22 protein-coding genes are annotated in these 22,545 nt (G+C 29.7%); 1 reads left to right on the top strand and 21 read right to left on the bottom strand.

All coding sequences use genetic code 11. From position 1 onward, the window contains the following. Positions 1-124: 124 nt before the first annotated feature. On the bottom strand, positions 125-802 hold the full coding sequence (locus tag HW276_RS05400; RefSeq protein ID WP_147003509.1) for a response regulator transcription factor: 678 nt from the start codon (positions 800-802) through the stop codon (positions 125-127). Positions 803-873: 71 nt separating this feature from the next. Further along, entirely contained in the window at positions 874-1,683 is an 810-nt protein-coding gene (locus tag HW276_RS05395) for an Mrp/NBP35 family ATP-binding protein (RefSeq protein ID WP_147003508.1), read from the bottom strand. 248 nt (positions 1,684-1,931) lie between these two features. On the opposite strand from HW276_RS05395, the gene HW276_RS05390 reads away from it, so the two are divergent. After that, positions 1,932-2,510: a YiiX/YebB-like N1pC/P60 family cysteine hydrolase gene (locus HW276_RS05390; RefSeq protein ID WP_147003507.1), complete on the top strand. Its 579-nt coding sequence runs from the start codon at positions 1,932-1,934 to the stop codon at positions 2,508-2,510. A gap of 171 nt (positions 2,511-2,681) precedes the next feature. On the opposite strand, the gene metA is transcribed toward HW276_RS05390, so the two are convergent. The 19 genes from metA to HW276_RS05295 form a co-directional block, all read right to left on the bottom strand. Further along, entirely contained in the window at positions 2,682-3,620 is a 939-nt protein-coding gene (metA, locus tag HW276_RS05385) for a homoserine O-succinyltransferase (protein ID WP_147003506.1), read from the bottom strand. A 111-nt stretch (positions 3,621-3,731) separates the two neighbouring features. Next, on the bottom strand, positions 3,732-4,859 hold the full coding sequence (gene dnaN, locus HW276_RS05380) for a DNA polymerase III subunit beta (protein WP_178937701.1): 1,128 nt from the start codon (positions 4,857-4,859) through the stop codon (positions 3,732-3,734). Between the two features lie 15 nt (positions 4,860-4,874). Further along, positions 4,875-5,696 carry an RNA polymerase sigma factor RpoD/SigA gene (locus tag HW276_RS05375; RefSeq protein ID WP_147003504.1) on the bottom strand — a complete coding sequence of 274 codons (822 nt, stop codon included), beginning with the start codon at positions 5,694-5,696 and terminating at the stop codon, positions 4,875-4,877. Positions 5,697-5,729: 33 nt separating this feature from the next. Next, on the bottom strand, positions 5,730-6,752 hold the full coding sequence (locus HW276_RS05370) for an NAD(P)H-dependent glycerol-3-phosphate dehydrogenase (protein WP_147003503.1): 1,023 nt from the start codon (positions 6,750-6,752) through the stop codon (positions 5,730-5,732). A gap of 79 nt (positions 6,753-6,831) precedes the next feature. Then, positions 6,832-7,455 carry a glycerol-3-phosphate 1-O-acyltransferase PlsY gene (gene plsY / locus HW276_RS05365; RefSeq protein WP_147003502.1) on the bottom strand — a complete coding sequence of 208 codons (624 nt, stop codon included), beginning with the start codon at positions 7,453-7,455 and terminating at the stop codon, positions 6,832-6,834. Between the two features lie 25 nt (positions 7,456-7,480). Continuing rightward, a complete protein-coding gene (locus tag HW276_RS05360) occupies positions 7,481-8,947 on the bottom strand; it encodes an MATE family efflux transporter (RefSeq protein ID WP_178937700.1) in 1,467 nt (488 codons plus the stop codon). 20 nt (positions 8,948-8,967) lie between these two features. Then, complete coding sequence (gene lpxB, locus HW276_RS05355; protein ID WP_178937699.1) at positions 8,968-10,140, bottom strand: lipid-A-disaccharide synthase; 1,173 nt, start codon at positions 10,138-10,140, stop codon at positions 8,968-8,970. A gap of 59 nt (positions 10,141-10,199) precedes the next feature. Further along, a complete protein-coding gene (locus HW276_RS05350) occupies positions 10,200-11,009 on the bottom strand; it encodes an LpxI family protein (RefSeq protein WP_178937698.1) in 810 nt (269 codons plus the stop codon). A gap of 268 nt (positions 11,010-11,277) precedes the next feature. After that, positions 11,278-12,057, bottom strand: a complete 780-nt coding sequence (lpxA, locus tag HW276_RS05345; protein WP_178937697.1) for an acyl-ACP--UDP-N-acetylglucosamine O-acyltransferase — start codon at positions 12,055-12,057, stop codon at positions 11,278-11,280. Between the two features lie 31 nt (positions 12,058-12,088). Then, a complete protein-coding gene (fabZ, locus tag HW276_RS05340; RefSeq protein WP_147003497.1) occupies positions 12,089-12,523 on the bottom strand; it encodes a 3-hydroxyacyl-ACP dehydratase FabZ in 435 nt (144 codons plus the stop codon). A gap of 152 nt (positions 12,524-12,675) precedes the next feature. Then, entirely contained in the window at positions 12,676-13,518 is an 843-nt protein-coding gene (gene lpxC, locus HW276_RS05335) for a UDP-3-O-acyl-N-acetylglucosamine deacetylase (protein ID WP_178937696.1), read from the bottom strand. Between the two features lie 271 nt (positions 13,519-13,789). Further along, positions 13,790-15,937 (bottom strand): M13 family metallopeptidase, encoded by a 2,148-nt coding sequence (locus tag HW276_RS05330; RefSeq protein ID WP_178937695.1) that lies wholly within the window; start codon positions 15,935-15,937, stop codon positions 13,790-13,792. A 247-nt stretch (positions 15,938-16,184) separates the two neighbouring features. After that, complete coding sequence (locus tag HW276_RS05325; protein ID WP_147003494.1) at positions 16,185-16,964, bottom strand: MetQ/NlpA family ABC transporter substrate-binding protein; 780 nt, start codon at positions 16,962-16,964, stop codon at positions 16,185-16,187. Positions 16,965-17,008: 44 nt separating this feature from the next. Next, entirely contained in the window at positions 17,009-17,692 is a 684-nt protein-coding gene (locus tag HW276_RS05320; protein WP_178937694.1) for a methionine ABC transporter permease, read from the bottom strand. Further along, complete coding sequence (locus HW276_RS05315) at positions 17,692-18,765, bottom strand: methionine ABC transporter ATP-binding protein (protein ID WP_147003492.1); 1,074 nt, start codon at positions 18,763-18,765, stop codon at positions 17,692-17,694. The genes HW276_RS05320 and HW276_RS05315 overlap by 1 nt, the downstream gene beginning before the upstream one ends. 307 nt (positions 18,766-19,072) lie before the next feature. Beyond that, positions 19,073-19,804 (bottom strand): amino acid ABC transporter ATP-binding protein, encoded by a 732-nt coding sequence (locus tag HW276_RS05310; RefSeq protein WP_178938527.1) that lies wholly within the window; start codon positions 19,802-19,804, stop codon positions 19,073-19,075. An 80-nt stretch (positions 19,805-19,884) separates the two neighbouring features. Beyond that, a complete protein-coding gene (locus HW276_RS05305; protein WP_178937693.1) occupies positions 19,885-20,541 on the bottom strand; it encodes an amino acid ABC transporter permease in 657 nt (218 codons plus the stop codon). Between the two features lie 2 nt (positions 20,542-20,543). Continuing rightward, on the bottom strand, positions 20,544-21,332 hold the full coding sequence (locus HW276_RS05300) for an amino acid ABC transporter substrate-binding protein (RefSeq protein ID WP_178937692.1): 789 nt from the start codon (positions 21,330-21,332) through the stop codon (positions 20,544-20,546). A gap of 204 nt (positions 21,333-21,536) precedes the next feature. Beyond that, positions 21,537-22,523 carry a DUF3829 domain-containing protein gene (locus HW276_RS05295; protein WP_178937691.1) on the bottom strand — a complete coding sequence of 329 codons (987 nt, stop codon included), beginning with the start codon at positions 22,521-22,523 and terminating at the stop codon, positions 21,537-21,539. Between the last annotated feature and the right edge of the window lie 22 nt (positions 22,524-22,545).

The raw sequence follows: 22,545 nt of genomic DNA, 5'->3' as shown, positions 1-22,545 counted from the left end.
TTATCACATTATTTTTATAAAATCAATAAAAATTTATATTTTTTATGAATTTGTTATTATTACAATTATGAACAGTTTAATAAATTAATTAAAATATTCACTATTTCTATTTTTTTAAAGAAATCTACTCTTTTATGATATATCCAACACTTCTTACAGTTTTTATAATCTTTTGGTCATGTCCTTTATCTATCTTCGATCTCAAGAAATTAACATATACATCTACAATATTACTTTCTGAAACAAAATCTATATCCCAAATTTTTTCTGAAATCATTGTTCTAGTAAGAACTCTGTTTTTATTTCTCAAGAAATATTCCAATAATAAAAATTCTTTATTTGTTAATTCTATTTCTTTTCCATCACGTTTAACTTCCCTATTTGCAGGATTTAATGTTAAATCATAGGCTGTCAAAATTCCCATTTCATCTTCAGTAAGCCGTTTATTCAAAATTCTCACTATTGCTCTAAATTTGGCTGAAAGCTCTTCCAATCTAAAATCATTGTATACATAGTCATCTATTCCCTTCAATAGAGCTTCGGTTTTCGCATATCTGTCATCTTGTTCAATTGCCATTAGAATATAGCTTTGTTTTTTATATCTTGTTATTTTTTCTATTGACAACGGAAAATCTTCAATTGAGTTAATATCTAAAAAAGAAATATCGAGAGTCTCTGTCTTTAGGGCATCTAGCATTTGTTCTTCATTTTCTGCCAATATAACATTAAAACTTAATTCCTTTAATAACTGTCCCACTACCATTCTAGTTTTTTCATTCTTGTTAAATACTAATACTTTCATTTTTCTATTGTATAATAAACATATTACAATTGCGATACATTTAAAATACCTCTCCTTTCACATTTTTTGTCTTACTTATTTTCGTTTTCTGTTTTTTCAATTACTTTAGCAATTATATCATTCATTCTTCTTGATGCTAAAGAATCATTTGAAATAAATGGTAATCCGTTATCGCTAGACTCCACAATATTTCCATCTAATGGTATTGATCCTAGAAAGTCAGTTTTTTTCTCCTGGGCCATTTTTTCAGCGCCACCTTTTTTAAAAATATTAACTTCTTTTTGACAGTCAGGGCAAATAAAACCACTCATATTTTCGATTACACCGAGCACATTCAAGTTAATCAATTTGGCAAAATTTATTGATCTTGTAGAATCCAGCAAAGAAACCTTTTGCGGTGTTGTCACAATAATTGCCTTTGAATCAGTTCCTATATTCTGAGCAATACCTAATGTTTCATCACCAGTTCCAGGCGGCAGGTCAACTATTAAATAGTCAATCTCTCCCCATTTAATTCCTTCCAGCATTTCCATTATTGCTGTAATTTTTTGCGGTCCCTTCCATACAACTGGCGAATTATCAGGAACAAAAAAACTTAATGACGATATATGCAGATTTTCTGTTATTTCCAGCGGTTCAGAAATTTTTGAAAGTTTTACTCCTTCTTTTCCAAACATAATTGGAATATTAGGCCCATGCAAATCTGCATCAAGAATACCAACTTTGTATCCCCGCAACGATAATCCATAGGCTAAATTAACAGACGTAGTTGTTTTCCCAACTCCACCTTTTCCGCTCATCACTACTATTTTATGCTTAATTTTAGACATGTTGGAATCAATTCTTTGCTTCCGTTCAGCTAAAGCCGGATTAGTTTGCATCCATTCCTCCTATTTTAAAAATATTATAATTTTATTTAACTTCCCTACTTTAATTAAATCATAAACTTAGAAAAAATACAAGTAATTTTTTACATTTCTTTTAAAAAAAATTAATTCTTTTATTACATTAAATAAATTATATTTAAAATTTTTTTTATTAAAAAATATGCTGGACTAATTTGTGTCTTTTTTATATAATATACATAAGTTTGAATATTAAACCAATAATTAGAAAGGAACAATCCATTATGAATATTTATTTAAAGGGAAATATAAAAAGACTGATGCTCTTTTTAATCCTGACACTTTCACTTATATGTAAAACCAAACCGGAAGATAAGTATTTCTGGTACACTACGCATGAAGTTATCTCAAATGCCGATAAACTTCAGCCAGGAGATATTCTTATTTTATCAAAAAAGCCGACTTTACGTTCAATGTGGGGACATGCCGCTGTTCTTAATGAACACAAAAAAATAATTGAATTTCCAACATATTCTGCCGGCTACAGCGAAAGTCCTATATATGCCTGGGAAAATATTAATAGAAAAGTTGCTATTTTTAGACTAAAAGGAATAGATGATAAATTTAAATCTGCATTATTCAAAGAAATTGATGAAACTATAACTAAGCCTTATGGATTAACATTTACCAAGGATTTTGACAAGAGGCTTTACTGCTCGCAATTTGTATATTTAGTATTTAAAAAAGCAGGAGAAAGAGTTGGCCGTGAAGTAGATCTAGATTCCAACGGCGGCGGATGGGTTATGCCATTTGACATAATGAATTCTCCTCTGCTTGAAAATATATCTATTTACACTCAATAAATATTTTACTTTTAATTAATAGTTTTATAAAAAAAACTGTCTTGCATAATTTATTTTTTTAAACAAATATTGCTCGACAGCTTTTTATTTTTATTATTTTCTATAAATAATCTATTCCCGTTTTCAAAAATTTTTTACTAATATTTCTTAAAGAATATAACTATTTTAAAACTAAATTTGAAAATTAGGAACTTTTCCCAATGTTGTCAAATCATAAGGAGTTCCTTGATAAACATGATGATTTATCCAATTTGAAAACAATAAATTCGCATGAGCTCGCCAAACAAAAAGCGGCTCTTTGCTTGTATCGTCATTTGGATAATAATTATAAGGAACTTTTATACTTTTTCCTAATTTTACATCTCTTTCATACTCTTTTGCCAATGTCATCCTATCATATTCCAAATGTCCCATAATAAAAATATTACGTTTATCTCGGCTACGTACGATACTCACTCCAGCTTCTTTAGAATTGGCAATAATTTCCAGATCAGGAATTTTTTCTATATCTTCTGCATGTACTTCTGTATGCCGTGATTGCGGCATATTAAACACTTCATCAAAACCACGTAATAACATTGTATGGCAAATATCAATTTTTAAAGGATAAATTCCAAAAAGTTTTTCCTTTAAAGGATATTTCTTTATTCCATAATGATAATAAAGTGCCGCCTGTGCTCCCCAGCAAATATACATTGTAGAATAAACGTGAGTTTTACTCCACTCCATAACTTTCGTTAATTCCTTCCAGTAAATAACCTCTTCAAAAGGAATATTTTCCACAGGTGCTCCAGTTATTATAAGCCCATCAAAATAATCATTCTTTATATCATTGAAGGTCTTATAAAAATTTGACATATGCTCCTTAGAGATATTTTTAGACACATAAGACGCCATTTTTAAGAAAGTTACTTCAATTTGAAGCGGAGTATTGCTTAAAAGTCTTAATAACTGTGTTTCTGTTTCAATTTTTGTAGGCATAAGATTTATTATTATAAATTTTAGAGGACGAATATCTTGTGACAATGCCCTTCTTTCATCCATTACAAAGATGTTCTCCTTTGCTAAAATATCTACAGCCGGTAAGTTATTTGGTATTTTTATAGGCATTGCATATTCTCCTTTCTATTATTCTGACTATATACTTTCTTTTAAAAATGAAAATATAAGCCATTTAACTGTTTCTAATCAATTTAAATTTTTTCTGATTTTTAAACTTAATTAACTTTCTCTAAGTGCTAATGGCATTGTAAAATAAAGCGATTTATCATTATCTTCATCCTTTACAATTACAGAACTTTTATTATTTAGCAGTTCTAACACTGTAACTTTTCCTTTAATTGTAGAAATATAGTCAAGTAAAAATTTAACATTTAAGGAAATTCTTAAATCTTCACCCTCTTGAATCGTTACAATTTCTTCTTTTATCTGTGCATTTTCACTCGTTCCTGTAAGCAGCAGCTTATTATTTGAAAAATTAAATATTCCACCATTTTTAGATTCCTTATTATCTCTGACAAATATGGCAGTTCTTTTTAACACTGACAGAAAATCCTTTGTATTTAACAATATTTTTTTATTATGCTGTGAATTATTCAAAATTGATTTATAATCTGGAAATTGTAAATCAATCGTACGAGTTAATATTTCCACATTTGAAAATTTGAAAAATACTTTTGAGCCATCTGATTTTACTACAATCTTTTCCTCATCTATTAACTTCATAATCTTTATTAATCCATCAATTGTCTTTAATGGAATACTCAAGCTAAGATTTTCCTTATTTTTTTGAGACTCTTCCAAGTCTTCTTCAATATATGTCAATCTATATGTATCAGATGAAATAAGTTTTAATTTATTTTCCTCGATTTCCACTCTAATACAGTTTACAGCAAGATTTTCTGGATTTGGAGAAGCTGATATTTTCACATTTTCAATTTTATTTAACAATTCCCCTTTTTCAAATACATATTCAACCCCATTTTCAAGTTTTGACTGAAGTGGAAAATTTTCTACATTATATAAAGAAAATTCTGTATTTGTCGAACTTGCCTGAATTACCAGCTTACCACTTTCTTCAATTAAAGTTATTTTATCATCAGAAATTTGTTTTAAAAACTCTTCAATCAATTTATGCTTTATGACAATTCTTCCATCTTCTTCCACTTGCGCTTCTATTTCTGTATTTATAGAAAGTTCCAAATCTGTTCCTCGCAAAATTGCCTTTTCACCTTGAGTTTCAATATAAATTCCAGAAAGAACTTCTTTTACTTTGTTTTCAGTTACTGCATTTTCAACTATGGTCATAGCCCTCAATAACGATTTTCTATCTACAATTATATGTAACATACATTCACCTCTTCTTTATAATATATCCTTGTATTCTTCCAAATGTTCCTTTAATTTTGTTATAGCCTTTTTCTCGATTTGTCTAACTCTTTCACGTGTAATCCCCATCTGCTCGCCAATTTCCTTTAATGTATGGATTTTATTGTCATACAATCCGTAACGATATTCAAGGATCAGTCTTTCCCGCTCATTTAAAACTTTTTCAAGTAATTCCTTCATTTCAACAAGCTGATCTTCCTTTATTATTTTATCCTCAACATCATCATTTTTCCCAATAATATCCTCCAGATAAATATTATCGCCTATTGTTTCATTTAATGACATTATATCCTGAAATTCACCTAAAAGCAATATAACCTTGCTTTCCTTCAAATCAACTTTTTTTGCAATATATTCTGTTGATGGAGCTTCACCGTGAATGGCAGTATAATCCTTTATGACTTTATTTACTTTTGATAATTGCTCATACTTATAAGACGGTATTCTAATATCCCTTCCGATATTGATAATTGCCTTTTTAATTGACTGTTTTATCCACCATACTGCATACGTGCTAAATCTATGCCCTTTTTCATAGTCAAATTTATTTATAGCCTTTATCAATCCAATATTCCCTTCGCTAATTAAATCAATTAGAGGCAATCCGTTCCCAAGAGATTTTTTAGCTGTACTTATTACCAGTCTTAAATTTGATAAAATCAGTAATTGTCTTGCCTGTTCGTCATTATCTTCCCTAATTCGTTTTAACAGTTCATATTCTTCTTCTCTTGAGAGTAAATCAAATTTTTGAATATCACTTAGATATAACGACATTAAGTTTAAGTTGTTATCTTCCATTACCTCACTCCAGTTTTATTTTTTATATATTTCTTAATTTAAAAATTCTGACTTCAGATCTCTGCTCATAAATGTAGATTCCAGTTCTGAAACTGGCTTTCCACCATAAATTACTTCATAAAGTGCTGTAAAAATAGGTGCCTTTAAGTTATTTTCCTTTATAATTTTATAAAGAGCCTTTATTGTTTCTGCACCTTCTGATACCATATTCATGTGTGAAACTATATCTTCAATTTTTTGACCTTGCCCCAGCTTTTCCCCAACATATCTATTTCTACTATGCTTGCTTGTACAAGTTACAATAATATCTCCAAGTCCCGACAATCCCATAAATGTTTTTGGATTTGCATTATAAAATTTTGCAATTTCAAACATTTCATTAATTCCACGAGTTATAAGGGCAGCCTTTGTATTATCTCCATACCCCATTCCATCAGCAATTCCCGCTGCAATTGCAAGACAATTCTTTAATGCTCCTGCAAGTTCAGCTCCCATAAGATCCGTTCCCGTATAAACTCTGAAATAAAGATTGCTAAATGTAGTCTGCACGATTTTTGCAGCTTCTTCATTTTTAGATACAGAAAGTATCGCAGATGGCAATTTTTGCGCCACTTCTTCGGCATGTGTCGGTCCAGCTAGTAAAACATAGCTATATTCCTTATTTTCCAGTTCTTCAGCCACAATTTCAGAGATTCTTTTTTTTGTAGCAATTTCTAAACCTTTTGCAACATTCACCAGTATTATATTATAATTTAAGAAATTTTTCAATCTTTTTAAAATATTTCTTAAAAATTGCGTTGGAGTTGCTAATAATAAAATATCAATTTTTCCATATTTTTCAGGATTTTTTAATATTTCTCCATAATCATCCACAACATTAAGGCTGTCAGGCAATTTTATATTTGGCAAAAATTTAGGATTTTCCTTTGTGTCACGAATAACTTTTCTAACCTCTTCATTATGCTCCCACAAATATACTTTATGTCCATTTTCCACTAACAGTTTTGAAAGGCAGGTTCCCCAGCTTCCACCACCAATAACCAATATATTTTTCATCATTATCCCTTCCTTTCACGATATATAAATATCCTAAAGAATTTAAATTTTCATTTACAATTATATCTTTATAAATTCGTTACTTTTTACTTTTCAAGCTAAACTTAGATTCTGTCCCATTTTTTAATCTTTCAATATTGCTCTTATGCTTTACAATAATTAAAATTGCTATTAAAATTCCTAAAATAACATATATTATTTGCTGGTACAAAAAATATGTAAAAATAGGAAGCGATACAGCTGCAAAAATTGAAGAAAGCGAAACATATCTAAAAATAGCAAAAACCACAAAAAATACAATTGCTGCAAACAATATAGCCTTTGGAACTAAAACTAAAAATACTCCAAGCGTTGTCGCAACAGCTTTTCCACCTTTAAAATTCATAAAAATAGAAAATACATGTCCTAAAATCGCACAAATTCCAACCAGCACATAATCAAGATTTTCAATTTTTGTCAAATTTTCAAAAAAATCCACTTTTAGCAAAATTGCAATTAATGTCGGGACTAATCCTTTAGAAATATCCAAGATTAATGTCAAAATTCCTAATTTTGCCCCTAAAACACGTGCAGCATTTGTAGATCCTGTATTTTTACTTCCGTGCTCACGGACATCTATTCCTTTAAATACCTTCCCTATCCAAAGCGCATTTGGCACACTTCCTAAAATATATGAAAGTACCATTAATAAAATTGTAATCATTTTTTATTCCTCTTTTTTTAATAAGTTATTTATTATTTTTATCTATTTTTTCATGCTCTGCAGCTTCTATATTTTTAGATTCCAGTAAATGACTTTGATTTTCAGTCATTTTGTCAAAAAATCTTTTTTCTCTGTATAAAAATACTAGAAGTATCAAAAAGAACAGAAAATCCGTAAATGGCTGTGCAAGCCATACACCATCCAGTTTCCATATATTTGAAAAAACTATGACAACTGCTAGAAATATAACAACTTGCCGCATTAAATTCATTGTAACCGAGTATTTTGAACGTCCAGTCGCCTGAAAATAATTTGGTACAGTTATTCCAAAAGATGAAATTATTACAAGTGAAAAATAAATTCTAATAGCTTTTATTCCTTCCCTTAAAGCTTCAGGCGTACTCTTTTCATTAAAAAATAAAATCAATTGTTTTGGCAAAAGCATTACAATTACCCAAAATGCAAAGGATAATACGACTCCTGCACCTATAGCAGTCATTAAAGATTTTTTAACCCTTGTAAAATTTTTTGCACCATAATTAAATCCAATTATTGGCTGAACAGCTTGAGAAACTGCATAAACACTCATTGTCATAATTGGCAAATAGGAATTTATAATTGTCATAACTGCCACACCGTAAGTTCCACCATAAATATCTACAATTTTATTTGTTACAAGTCCAACTCCTGAACTTGCAGCTTGCAGTAAAAACGGCGACATTCCAATTGAAAAAATATCCTTTACTATTTTGGGATCTAATTTTAATTTTGAAAATCTTATTGTAATAACGCTTTCCTCTTCTAATTTAAATCCAAACATATCAATTTTAAACGGTAGTTTCCCAGCGATTAAAAACCACAATACAAATACCGCAGATAATACATTTCCAATTAAAGTCGCATAAGCAGTCCCTTCAATTCCAGTATGCATGATCATTACAGCCACATAATCTAAAATAATATTTACAACTGCCCCAATTAACATTGAAAACATTGCAACTCGTGGCGCTCCAGCCGCATTTAATACATTTGAAAGCCCAAATGAATAAAATAACGGTAAAATCGCCAGTAATATTATTTCAAGATAAGCCCTTGCATAAGGCAGCGTTTCATTGTTAGCACCAGAGTACCGTAAAACTGTGTCAATATTCAATATTAAAAATGCATACAATAAAAGTCCTAAAATTGCAAATAATGTTACAGCATTTCCCAATATTTTTTTTGCTTCTCCCTTTTTTCCCTGCCCAAGCCTAATTGAAATAATTGTTCCAGATCCAACTCCGATGAACATTGAAAAAGCAATAATTAACATAACAATATAAAAGGCAATTCCCGCACCTGCAAGCGCCTTTTCACTAATTTTCCCAACAAAGAATCTATCAACAATGTTGTAAAGAACAACTGCCGCAGATCCAATAAGTGTCGGTATGAAATATTTTACAAATAATTTCAAGATAGAACCCTTTAACAGTTCTTCACGTTTTTTTTCCATATTTTTTCCTTTTTATAAAGTCAATTTTTATTTTTTAGCAAATAATTGGCAATTTTTTCCAAAACTCCAAAATTACCCAACTTTTCTCTTTCCTTTTTTAACTCTAAAACAGTATTTTTTTTATTTTTTTCCATAATTTCCATTTCTTCAAGCAATTTTTCCACAGAAAAATCCTCCTGCAGCAATTCCTTAAAAATTTCCTTATTAGCATTTAAATTAGTCAGAGTTATATATTTTATTTTTACTATATGCCGTGCAATAAAGGCATTAATTGCCGAAGTCTTGTAAACTACTATTACAGGCAGCCCCATAAGCGAAATTTCAAACGTTACTGTTCCTGAAGTTGCTATTGCATATTTACAATCTTTCCGAATATTTTTTATTTCATCAAAAGTTATTTCTAAATTTGGAATTTTTAAAACATCAATTTTATATTTTTCTTCAAATTCACGAATATATTTTTTATGCTCTTCACTTGCCAATTTCATTAAAAACTTTTCATTCTTAACTTTTTTATTTCTAACCAGTTCTATAATTACTGGCAAAAATTTCTCAATTTCCTGCTTTCTACTTCCAGGCAGCAACAATATTTTTTCTCCCAATTTATCAGAAAAATCATATTTATCAACGAACGGATTCCCGAAATACTCCACTTTCAGCCCTTTTGACTCATCCTTTTTCAAACTCTCATCATAATATTTCTTTTCAAACGGAAAAATTACAATAATATCGTCAAATTTTCGCAATTTTTTTATTCTTCCTTTTCCCCAAGCCCAGACTTTAGGCGGAATATAATAAATCATTCTCAGATTTTGCAGTTCTTTTTTCAAAATTTTCTTTTTCAGCAATTCAAAAAATTTCAGGTTAAACCCTCCAAAATCAACGAATATAACAGTTTCTACTTCATTTTTCCTAATAAACTGCAAATATTCATGTGCCTTTTTCGTGAAATACCTATACTTTTTCAAAGCCTCTACAAATCCCATAACATCATTATTCTTAATATGATTTACAGCCTTAACCCCAGCCTTTATCGACTTATCTCCAACTACACCAAAAAATTCAATATTTTCATCTTTTTTTCTCATTTCCTCCACAATGTACGAAGCATGCAAATCTCCTGACATTTCACCACAGGAAATAAAAATTTTTTTCTTTTTTTTTGAATCTGCTGTATCATAATTATTTTTCATTTTTTTAGCCTTTTATATTTTTTTATTTTGAAAAGGATTTAAAATTTTCTATTTAGACTTTAAATTTTAATTCCCTTTATAAAAATTTTATTTTTATTTGCAAATTTAATAACTTCCTCTTTATCGATAAACAACATTTTGTCAGCTTCTATCACAATTCCACGACCATTTATCTCTGCTACTTTCTTAATTGTTTCTAACCCGATCGTTGGAATATCTATCCTATAATCCTGATTTCGTCTTGCCATTTTCACAATGATGCAATTTTTTCCAGCCAGTTCCCCACCACGTAAAATCGCCTTATCAGTCCCTTCCACACCTTCCAGCGCAATAACCGATTCATCTTTCACAACAACTGTCTGCCCTGCATCAATGTCAGTCAGCATTCGTGCAGCTTCTATACCGATTTCTATCGTTTTTTCCTCATTTTTGTTTGGAGAAGTTTTCGTATAAACTTCATTTCTGGCAATATATTCATCTAGCAAGTAATTTTGAGGTAAAACTTTAATATTTTCAGATTCGATATAATTAATTATCGCCTTTAAAATATTTTTATCCTTTTTATTTTTTGTAGATAGTAATATTTTTGTTGCTGTCAGATCAAATTTTAAATTTGAAAAAATCAGATTTTTTTCAACTTTCCCAAGCATTATTAACTGAGTTATTCCATTTTTCTTAAAATATGAAATTATTTTCCCAACTTGCGCTACACTATATTTTACAGAATTTTTATGCTCCTTTACACTATCTTCCACACTTTCAAACAGATAAACCGAAAATGGTTCAATACCCTTTAAAATGCACTGATTCAAAAATAATTTCGGCAATTTCCCATTTCCAGCAATTAGACCTACTTTTTCCATTGTCATTTTTTATTTTTTCCTTTTTATTCTTTCTCTAAAAAAATATTTATATTAAAAAATTAACTCAAAATAAAACATAGATTATTTTGAGAAATTTTATATTTTAAATCTTTATATACAAATTTTAATATTCAATTTTTTAATTGTATAGTAAAATCACTTTAAAACCGAACTCTAAAGCTACGACTATTTACTCAAATCCAATATTTAATTCTGTTTATTTAAATTCTAATGTTTTTTAGAGTTCAAGTATACTATCTCAAAGTTCTATACTTTATCTTGTAATACCTCTTTTACTTTTTCGTATAAAATTAATAAGATTTTGAGCTTCCTCATATTGTCCGTACTCACGCTCAACTGTCTGAAGAGCTTCTTCCAGTTTCAATTTTTTCTTAAATATAATTTTATACAGCTCTCTCAATCTTTTTATCTGCTCATCTGAAAAGCCTCTACGTTGAAGTCCTACAATATTTATATATACAGCTCTTGCCTTATTACCTTCAGACAGCATATAAGGAACAACATCCTGATTTACAGCCGAACATCCACCTATCATCGCATGCCGCCCAACTCTTGTAAACTGATGCACAGCAGTAAGTCCGCCTACCACCGCATAATCTTCCACTTCCACATGTCCTGCAAAAGTCGCAGCATTTGCCAGCACACAGTTATCTCCAATTATACAATCGTGAGCAATATGAACATAAGCCATTACAAGCGTATTATTTCCAACTCTTGTTTCATATTTATCAGTAGTTCCCCGATGAATTGTAACAAATTCACGAATTTTATTATTATTTCCAATAACAACCCTAGTTTTTTCTCCTGCAAATTTCAAATCTTGCGGATCCTTTCCAATTGATGCAAAAGAAAAAATATAGTTATTTTCACCAATAATTGTTTCACCCTCAATTACAACATGTGATTCTACAACTGTCCCGTTACCAATTGTAACTTCCGGACCTATAATCGAATAAGCCCCTATTTTTACATTTTCTCCAAGTTTAGCATTTGGATCAACAATTGCCGTTGGATGTATATTCTTTGAACTCATAAATTAATACCTCTTCATTTTTTATTTGTCTTTACATATCTGTTACAGCGAATTTTAATTCACCTTCACTTACAACAGCTCCATCAACTAAACATTTCCCTTTTGCTACAATAATATTTCTTCTTACACTTAATTTTTCCACTTCAAGTCTTAACTGATCCCCAGGCACAACAGGTTTTCTGAACTTACATTTGTCAATTGACATAAATAAAGGTATTTTCCCAGGTTCTAGCATAAGCAGCCCAACTGCTTGTGCAAGTGCTTCCATTTGTAAAACTCCTGGCATAACAGGTTTCCCAGGAAAATGTCCTTGAAAAAATTCTTCATTCATTGTCAAATTCTTAATTGCTACCAAACTATCTGTTCCATTTTTTTCTATAACTCTATCTACCAATAAAAATGGGTATCTATGTGGCAATATTTTCATAATATCCTCTACATTCATAATTGTTTCATTTGCTGCCATGTTTTTTATTCCTCCTGAATTTATATTTTATTTATTTTAATTTTTTACTCAAAATCAAATCTAGTTTAATTTCAATCTTTTCAATAAAATTTAAAATTTTATACTTACATTATATTTGATTTTTTACAAATTACAAGTGTTTTTTATATTTTTTACAAATATTTTTTTGCAATCATTCCAGTTAATTGCGAATTTACAAAATGCCCAGCCTTTATCGCAATAATATGAGCTTTTATTGGAGTTCCCAAAACATATAAATCTCCAATTATATCAAGAATTTTATGTCTGACAAATTCATCAGGGTATCTCAATCCTTCTGGATTTAAAGGCCCTTTAGCCCCAACTACCACAGCATTTTCCAAGCTTCCTCCCAATGCCAGATTATTCTTTTTAAGAAAATCAATTTCATAATCAAAGGCAAAAGTTCTACATTTTGCAATATTTTCCACATAATTTTCCAAATTTACTTCCAGCTCATAATACTGCGATTTTAAAAAACTATGATTAAAATCAATCGTATAAGATATTTTAAATCCATCATAAGGCAATGCCATCACATATTTCCCAGCCTTCTCATCTGAAAAAATAACAGGCTCCTTAATCACAACAGGCTCTATTTCCTCATCCAATTCTAAAATCCCCGCATTTTCAATTTTTTCCACAAACTGAATTGAACTTCCATCCAAAATCGGCATTTCATTCCCTTCAATTTCCACAAAAATATCAGTAATCCCACAAACTGAAAGTGCCGACATAAAATGCTCAATCGTATGAAGTCTCACTCCATCCTCATTTTGAATATTAGTCCCTCTTTCCAAATCAAACAAATTTTCATGAGCAACTTTTATAACATTATTTTTATCATTAACATCCAATCTCTTAAAAATAATCCCAGTTTCCTGACTCACAGGTCTTAATACCATTTTTATCTTTTCGCCCTTATGAAGCCCAATTCCTGAAATCTCAACTGTATTTTTAATAGTTTTTCTTTTCACTTTTTGTTCCCTCCATTTCCTAAAATTTTAGTTCATTTTTTATTTATGAAATCTTTTTTATTATCCATAAATATTATATCATAAAACTAGATATTTTTCCTTTTATTATTTTTTGATTTTCGATATTTTTGAAATTGAAGAATTTATGCTAAATCCTGTTTGAAAAATAAAAAAGTAATCGTTACCTTTTACAGCAACGATTATCTTAAAATTTTATAATTCAACTATTTGTTTTTTTTATTTCTAAAACTAAAAAAACTTAACTGCTCTTTTACCAGATTTTTATTCTATCTTCAGGAGCCTTGTACATTTTATCCCCTGGTTTTGTTTCAAATACTTTATGGAATGCGTCAATATTTTCCAAAGTTCCGTTTACACGGAATATATTTGGTGAATGTGAATCTGTTTTTGCCAGGTTCTTTAAATATTCTGGAGTAGATTTTTGTCGCCACATTCTTGCAAAACTTAAAAAGAATAATTTATTTACCGTATCTGGGTAGGCTTTTGAGGAATTTGGATGATCCTTCAAATATAATTGCAATGCATCATAAGCAACGTTTAATCCCCCAAGATCTGCAATATTTTCTGTTAATGTATATTTTCCATTAACATGAACTCCATCTCCAACTGTATATTTTGAAAATTGATTTTCCAGTTTTTTTGTAGCCAAGTCAAATTTTGCCTTATCTTCAGCAGTCCACCAGTTCTTAACATTTCCATCGCCATCATATTCAGCACCAGACACATCAAATGCATGAGTAAGTTCATGCCCAATAACTGTCCCTATTGCTCCAAAATTACTTGCCATTTCTAATTTATTATAGTCATAAAATGGATACTGTAAAATTCCCGCCGGGAATACAATCTCATTGCTTGTTGGAGAATAATAGGCATTTATTGTATGAGGTGACATGTACCATTCTGTCTTATCTACCGGCTTTCCTACTTTTTTAAGCTCTTCGTTATAAGCCCATTCACTAATTCCCTTTAATTGATCATACAACGAATCACTGCTTGAAATTGTCATTTTGCTGTAATCTTTCCATTTGTCAGGATATCCTATTTTAACATTAATTTTTGCCAGTTTTTCAAGAGCTTTTTTCTTAGTTGCGGCGCTCATCCAATCCAGTTTTTCAATTCTGTTTTTCATTGCCTTTTTGATGTAATCAACCATTTCTTTAGCATTTTTCTTCGCTTCAGGTGAGAAATTTCTTTGAATATAAATCTTTCCAATTATTTCCCCAAGACTTCCATCTGTAAAGTTCAATGCTCTCTTTTCAAGCGTTTCCCTTTCCTTTTGTCCATTCAAATATTTTCCAAAAAATTCAAAACTTCTAGCACCAAGCTCATCATTCAAAACTCCTGCCGCAGAACTAATTAAATTATATCTCATATAATCTTTAATTATGTCAATATTCTCATCATTTACAAAATTATCCAAATTTTTATAATAGTTCAACTCTGTTATTATTACTTTATCCGTTTTCACATTTAACTGTTTCAAATATTGAGCCAAGTCTACATTCTTAGACAATGTAGCTAAATCACTTACTTTTACTGGATTATTATACTTTTTAACATCGTGACGTTCTTCATTAGTCATTAAAGTATTTGCAATCCCCTTTTCAAAAGCAACTATCTTTTTAGCTCTTTCAAGAGTATTATCTTCTCCCAAATATTTCAACATGTCACTGACATATTTTGTATATTCCTCCAATATTGCCCTATTTTCCTTAGTATCCTTCTGGTAATAATCTCTTGACAGCCCAATCCCTGCGCTTCCTAAATATACCGCATTATTTTTAGAATTGTTAAGATCAGTGCCTATCCCCCATCCATAAAATTCAGAACTTCCATATTTTGTAACTTCTACATTATATTTTTTCAAATCCTCAATATTTTGAATCCCGTTTATTTTTTCCAAATCCTTTTGAATAGGCGATAATCCTTCTTCATTTCTTTTTTTCATATCAGAATAACTGTCATAAAGTGTCAATACCTTTTTTTCATCCGCAGTCAGCGAAGTCTTCTTATTTTTTAATTCCTTTATCAAATTACGTAAAAAATCCTGATTTTTTTCATTAAGTTCATAAAATGATCCCCAAGCTGGCTTTGTACTCGGAATCTGCGTCTTCTCATCCCAATTTTCATTTACATATTTGTAAAAATCATCTTGAGATCTAGTTTTTGTACTAAGATTATCGAATAACTCCTTATCTTTTTCCTTCAAAAGTTTTGCCTGCTGCTTTTCATAAAAATCCCAGAATCCTGATCTTTTTTGAACAGTCTGCGCTGCTGTATTTCCAGTATTTTGATATGATCTTTCCAATGAAAGTTTATTATTATCAACATTCTCATTTTCTGCATAAATTAAATTAATGCTAGCTAAAAATAGCGAAACTATAAGTAATTTTTTCATCCTTCATTCATTTCTTTATTTCAAAAGAAACTTATCCTTTCCTTTTTATTCTAACTTCTTTTTAAAAAATAAAAACAATATTTTAAAGAAGTTTGGATATATTATACATTTTTCTTAAATTTATTTCAACAAATTTATACAAAAAATAAATTTTTTTATTTTATCTTAAATTTATTTTTCTAATGATAAATAAAAAAAATAGCCTTAAATTAAATTTAAAGCCATTTTTGTCTTGATTATCCTAAAATTAAAATGCTGGAATTACTCTACCATCATATTTTTCTTCAATATATTTTTTAACTTTTTCACTTTGCAATGCCTTTACAAGTTTTTTCACTCTTTCATCATTTTGATTTTCTTTTAAAACAGTAACAACATTTACATAAGGAGAATCTTTTCCTTCTATTAAGATAATCTCATTTTTTGTAACTTTTGCATCAATTGCAAAATTTGAATTTATAATTGCTCCTGCAACTTCATCTAATCTTGGTGCAATTTGTTCATTTGACATTGTCACAATTTTTAAATTTTTAGGATTTTGAACAATGTCAGCAGGTGTTGCTGATAAATTTTTATTGTCTTTTAATTTTATGATTCCAGCTTTGTCAAGTAAGATTAATGCACGTCCTCCATTAGTAGGATCGTTAGGAATTATTAAAGTATCTCCACTTTTCAAATCTTTAATATTTTTTATTTTTTTAGAATACAATGCCATTGGCTCTAAATGAATATTTCCAACTGCAACCATATCAATATGATTTTTCTTTCCAAAGTCTTCCATATATGGAACATGTTGGAAAAAGTTAGCATCTATACTTTTATCTGCAAGTGCCTTATTTGGCAAGATATAATCAGTATACGGAACAACTTCCAAGTCAATTCCTTCTTTTTTCAAATCATCCTTTACTAAATTTAATAAATCACCATGTGGTATTGGTGTTGCTCCCACTCTTAATTTTTGGCCTTTTCCACCACAAGATACGATAAACAGCGCTATCATCAGCACTAATGTAAACAATTTTTTCATTTTTGCCTCCTAATTTTTTATTTTTTATTTTTTATTTTTTTATTTTATGCCCTTTTTCTTTTTTCAAGCAATGCCCTTACAATTCTATCTCCAATAAACTGAATAATTTGAACTAGAATAATTGTAACAACTGTTGCCTGCCACATTAATTCAGGATTATTTCTTTGAAATCCATCTATTACAGCGGCATTTCCAAGTCCACCTCCACCAATTGTACCAGCCATTGCAGAATATCCAATTAAACTGATTAATGTCAATGTAATTCCATGAACAAGCGACGGCAATGCTTCGGGTATCATAACTTTAAAAATTATTTCAGATGTTTTTGCTCCCATTGATTTTGAAGCCTCAATAAGTCCTTCATCAACTTCCTTTAAAGCCCCTTCAATTATTCTTGCCACAAACGGTGCTGACCCCAATGACAGCGGCACAATAAACGAAACACTTCCAAATGAATATTTAAATATTAATTTTGAAAGCGGAATTAATAAAACTATCAAAATTATAAACGGTATAGATCTTGTTATATTTACAATAACTATATCCAGTATTTTATGTAAAGTTTTATTAGGTTTTATTCCTTTTTCATCAGAAGTGACAAGTAAAATTCCAATCGGAAGTCCGATAATTAATGCTACAATTGTTGAAGAAAACACCATATAAAATGTCTCCCATAACGGCTGAGCCATATTTTGAAACTGAAAAAACTTAATCCAATCAAATCCCATTATAACACCTCCGAATCTATTTTATTTTCTTTTAGCCATTCGATAATATCTTTAGATTTCTCTTCACTTGCAGAAATTTCTATCAGTAAATTTCCCACGATAACATCGCCTACTTTATCAATAAATCCGCTTAAAATATTTACTTCAACATCATATTTACGGATAATTTTTGTAATATACGATTCATTTACCTGATCCTCATTATATTTTAGCCTTAACCGCAATTTTCCATTATTTTCCTCACGATGTTTCTTTTCTTCTTCTGTGCGGAATTCTTCATGGGAAATATTTCCTACAAATTCTTTTGCTAAATCTGTTTTAGGATTCAGGAAAATCTCTTTTGTTTCCCCTTTTTCAATAATTTGACCATCCGACATAATTGCCGTTTTATTGCATATTTTTTTTATAACTTCCATCTGGTGAGTAATAAGAATTATCGTTATCCCAAATTTTTTATTTATATCCTTCAATAGTTCCAAAATAGAATTAGTAGTTCTTGGATCAAGTGCTGAAGTTGCCTCATCCGACAGCAATATTTTCGGATTATTAGCCAACGCCCTTGCAATCGCAACTCTTTGCTTTTGCCCTCCTGAAAGCTGTTCAGGGTAATTCAGTTTTTTATCTGAAAGTCCCACAATTTCCAGCAGCTCATCTACTCTTTTTTCAATATCCTTTTTTTTCCATTTTGAAATTTCCAACGGAAAAGCCACATTTTCCGCCACATTTCTTGAATTTAGCAAATTAAAGTGCTGAAAAATCATTCCCGTTTTTTTCCGATATTCACGCAGCATTTTCATATTAAATTTCAAAATATTTTTATCCTCATATCCAGTAACTGTATTATCTTTTTTGTCAACAATTTCCTGTTTTACCAAAATTTCTCCAGAAGTAGGCTCTTCCAACCTGTTAAGAAGTCTAATAAGTGTTGACTTCCCAGCTCCACTAAGCCCCATAATTCCATAAATATCGCCTTGTTCAATATCAAGGTTTACATTATTTACAGCTAATAATTCTTTACCGTTATTAAGCTGATATTTCTTAACCAAATTTTTTATCTTAATAAAACCCTCCATATTTCACCTCTTTTTATTTTTTCATCTTAATTTCTCAAAAAGATTATATTATTTATCACTTTAAAAGTCAACTTCTTTTTAATTAATTTCATAATTTAAGTTTTAATAAAAAATAAACATTATGATAAACTTAGTCACTCAAACTTTTTTATATTATAACATTTTTTTATTGTATATACAAGCCATATTTCAAATTTTTTTATACTAATTTCATATTTAATTTAAATATAAAAATAATATTTATATAATATATAATAAAAGGGCATTATAATTTAGTTTCATAATACCCTAAAATTAATGTTAAATTTTATTTATTTGCATTCAGAAATTCCCTTACTCTTTGAGAAGACGGGTTTTCAAATATTTGCTTTGGAGTTCCTGTTTCCAGTATTTCACCCTTTTCCATAATAATTACTCTATCTGAAATTTCACGTACAAAGTTCATTTCGTGACTTACAATCAACATCGTTATTTTCTGACTCTTCAATTTTCTTATTATATCCAGCACCTCTTTTACAAGTTCTGGATCAAGTGCCGATGTAGGCTCGTCAAAAAGCATAATATCTGGCTTCAGCGCCAATGCTCTTGCTATTGCAACTCTTTGCTTCTGCCCTCCTGAAAGTTCATTTGGATAATTATTAATTTTATCAGAAAGCCCTACTAGACTCAACATTTCCTTTGCAAGACTTTCAGCCTTTTCTGTATTCATATTCTTTACTAATTTTAAAGTTCTAACTATATTATTTCTAACTGACATGTGAGGAAATAAATTAAATGTCTGAAAAACCATTCCAGTTTTTAACAGCATTTCCTTTTTTATTTTTTTATCTACATTTTTATCTGTTAAATTGTTTCCTTCAATCAAAATTTCTCCAGATGTTATCGACTCAAGATCTGCTATACATCGCAAGATCGTTGATTTTCCACTTCCTGAAGGCCCTATTAATGAAACAACTTCCCCCCTGTCAATATGTAAATTTATATTTTTTAAAATTACATTATCGCCATACTGTTTTTTCAGATTTTTTACTTCTACTATTTTTTTTTCACTTTTCACGATTTATCTCCTAAATTTACATTACTTAAATTTTTTTATTTAAATTTAATGTTTTTAATTTTCTAAATTCTAACTTTATTTCTTTTTTCAATATTTTTAAACAATCTGTCAATCGCAAAACTTAGTACAAGATAAATAATAATTGCACAGATATACGGCGTAATATTATAATAAATGTTAGCCAGCTCCTTTGTCCGCTTCATAACTTCAGTTACAGCCAGGACATATATAAGTGAAGTATCCTTTATAAGCGTAATCGCCTCATTTCCCAATGTTGGCAGCACTCTTCTTATTGCTTGAGGTAAAATGACATATATTATTTTCTGCCAATAACTGTAACCAAGCACTTTTGCCGCCTCATGCTGTCCCTTGTCAATACTTTCTATCCCGCTTCTCATAATTTCTACAAGATATGCCGCATAATTTATAATAAATGTAATAGTTGCCGCAGTATATGGCTCAAGCACGATTTTATATCCACCAATTTTCATAAGCGGAATTCCATAATAAACTACCATTAATTGCAACATTAAAGGTGTACCACGAAAAATCCAGGTATAAACCGAAATAAAGAATTTTACTATTTTATTTTTTCCTGTATATGCCAATGCTCCTAAAATTCCCAACGGGATGGAAAATATGATTGTAAGTATATACAGCATTATGATATTTGGTAATGTTTTTACCAGTTCAATAAATATTGTCAACGCTTGGTTCATTACTAATCTTTAAACCACTTAGAATAAATTTTTTGGTAAGTCCCGTCTGCTTTTAATTCTTCAATAGCCTTGTTTATTGCTTCTATCAACTTAGTGTTGCCTTTTTTAGCGGCAATTCCGTATTCTTCTTCTCCGTAATTATCGCTTAAAATATTGTAAAGCTCTTTTTTAGCTTGAGTTTCTTTCGTTTTTTTAGTATATTTTGCCAATACTTCATCAGCTATAATTGCATCAATTCTCCCGGCATCAAGATCCATAAATGCCTGATCATACTGCGCATAAGTTTTAAATTCCTTGAATGTTTTGTCTTCACCCGATTTTTTAACAGCTTCTTCTCCACTGCTTTCACTTTGGCTTCCAACAATTTTCCCTTTTAAATCAGCCTTTGTCTTAATATTTGAACCTGTTTTTGTTATTATAAGCTGATGACTTGTCAAATATGGCTTTGTCATTTCAGTTTCTTTTTTTCTCTCATCTGTTATAGTAAGCCCATTCCAAATCAAGTCAATATTTCCACCATTTAAGTCAAGTATCTTAGAATCCCAGTTTATTGGCTTAAATTCAACTTCACTTCCTAACTTTTGAGCTACCGCCCTAGCCAAATCAATGTCAAATCCTACAATTTCACCTTTTTCATTTTTAAATCCCATTGGAACAAATGAATCATCAAGTCCAGCTACAATTTTCTTAGGAATTCCATTAGCATTATTTTCTTCTTTCTTTTCCTCTTTCTGGACACTGCACATAAAAACGCTTAATGCCAGAACCATCAACAACAACATTTTTTTCATTTCAACTTTCCTCCTGCCTTTATTTAAACTAAAAATTTATTACTTTCTTTATAAAAATAAATTAATTCCTTTTCTAACTTTACCTTTTTATAATATACCATTTTTTTTAGCTTTTTGTCAATAATTCTAATATATAAGTTTTATATAATTCAATATATTTTATTAATGATTAAATTTTTTCAATTAATCAATAAAGTTAATTTTTTACTTTTGTATCAGCAAAACATTAAAAACATTTTCCAAATCAGTTTTAGCACTTAAAATATTACTTGCACTTATCACTACATCCTGAATATTCTGATTTTTTACTCCTGTCAGCATTTTTTGCGTATTTTCAGACAACGCCTTTGAACTTTCCTTTATCTTTTTAAAATCTGATTCGCTTATATTTTCTTTTTTGGCATTTTCAACTGTCATTCCTGCTATATTTTTATATGCCTTCTGCAGCTCATTATTAGCTTTTTCCAGGCCTTTTACTTCTTCTTCGTCAAAATTCAAGTTATTTTTACTAAAAGCTGCTTCCTCAAATCCATTTGCCGAATTTACAAATTTTAGAATATTCAATGTAGCTGTTTTTCCATCCTTTTGTAACTGTGCTTCCATTTTTTTATTAATTGCTTCTGCAAATTCATGCAAAGAATTAGAAAATATTTTGCTGTTTTCAAGCCGATTTCGCAAGACAACCCTATATTTATCATTTAATTCATCAACTCTTCCCAGTTTATCAGTTTTGTAATCTCCCTTTTCAAAATAGTCATTAATTTCCGTCAAAACCTTTTGCTCCTGAATTAAAGAATCAACTAAATTTTGAGCATTTGTATCAATAGCTTCCATTTTTGGACTTTTTTGCATTACATCGGTTATTTCTTTAATATAATTGCCTATTAAATTAATTGAACCATCAAGATTTACAATAGATATTATTTCGCCTGAAATATCTTTTATATTTCCATTCGCATCAGAAAATTCATCTTTTTTTATTTCTGTAAAAAAATCATTCCACTCTTCTGAATTTGGCTCTTCACTTATTTTTAAATATTCACTGTATTTTTTTATTTCCTCATTGGAAATATCCTTTTTTACATTTACTGCCTTCACTTTTTCTTTATCCTTATTATTTTTTTTATTATCACAAGCCACAACAGCTAATAAAGCCGTCATTCCAATTAGGATGTATTTTTTTAATTTCATCGTTTTTACCTCCAAATTCCTT

Source organism: Leptotrichia sp. oral taxon 417 (genome assembly GCF_013394865.1).
Lineage (GTDB): Bacteria > Fusobacteriota > Fusobacteriia > Fusobacteriales > Leptotrichiaceae > Leptotrichia > Leptotrichia wadei_A.
Note: the sequence above shows the minus strand (reverse complement) of the source record. Positions and strands in the feature narration are given on the sequence as shown.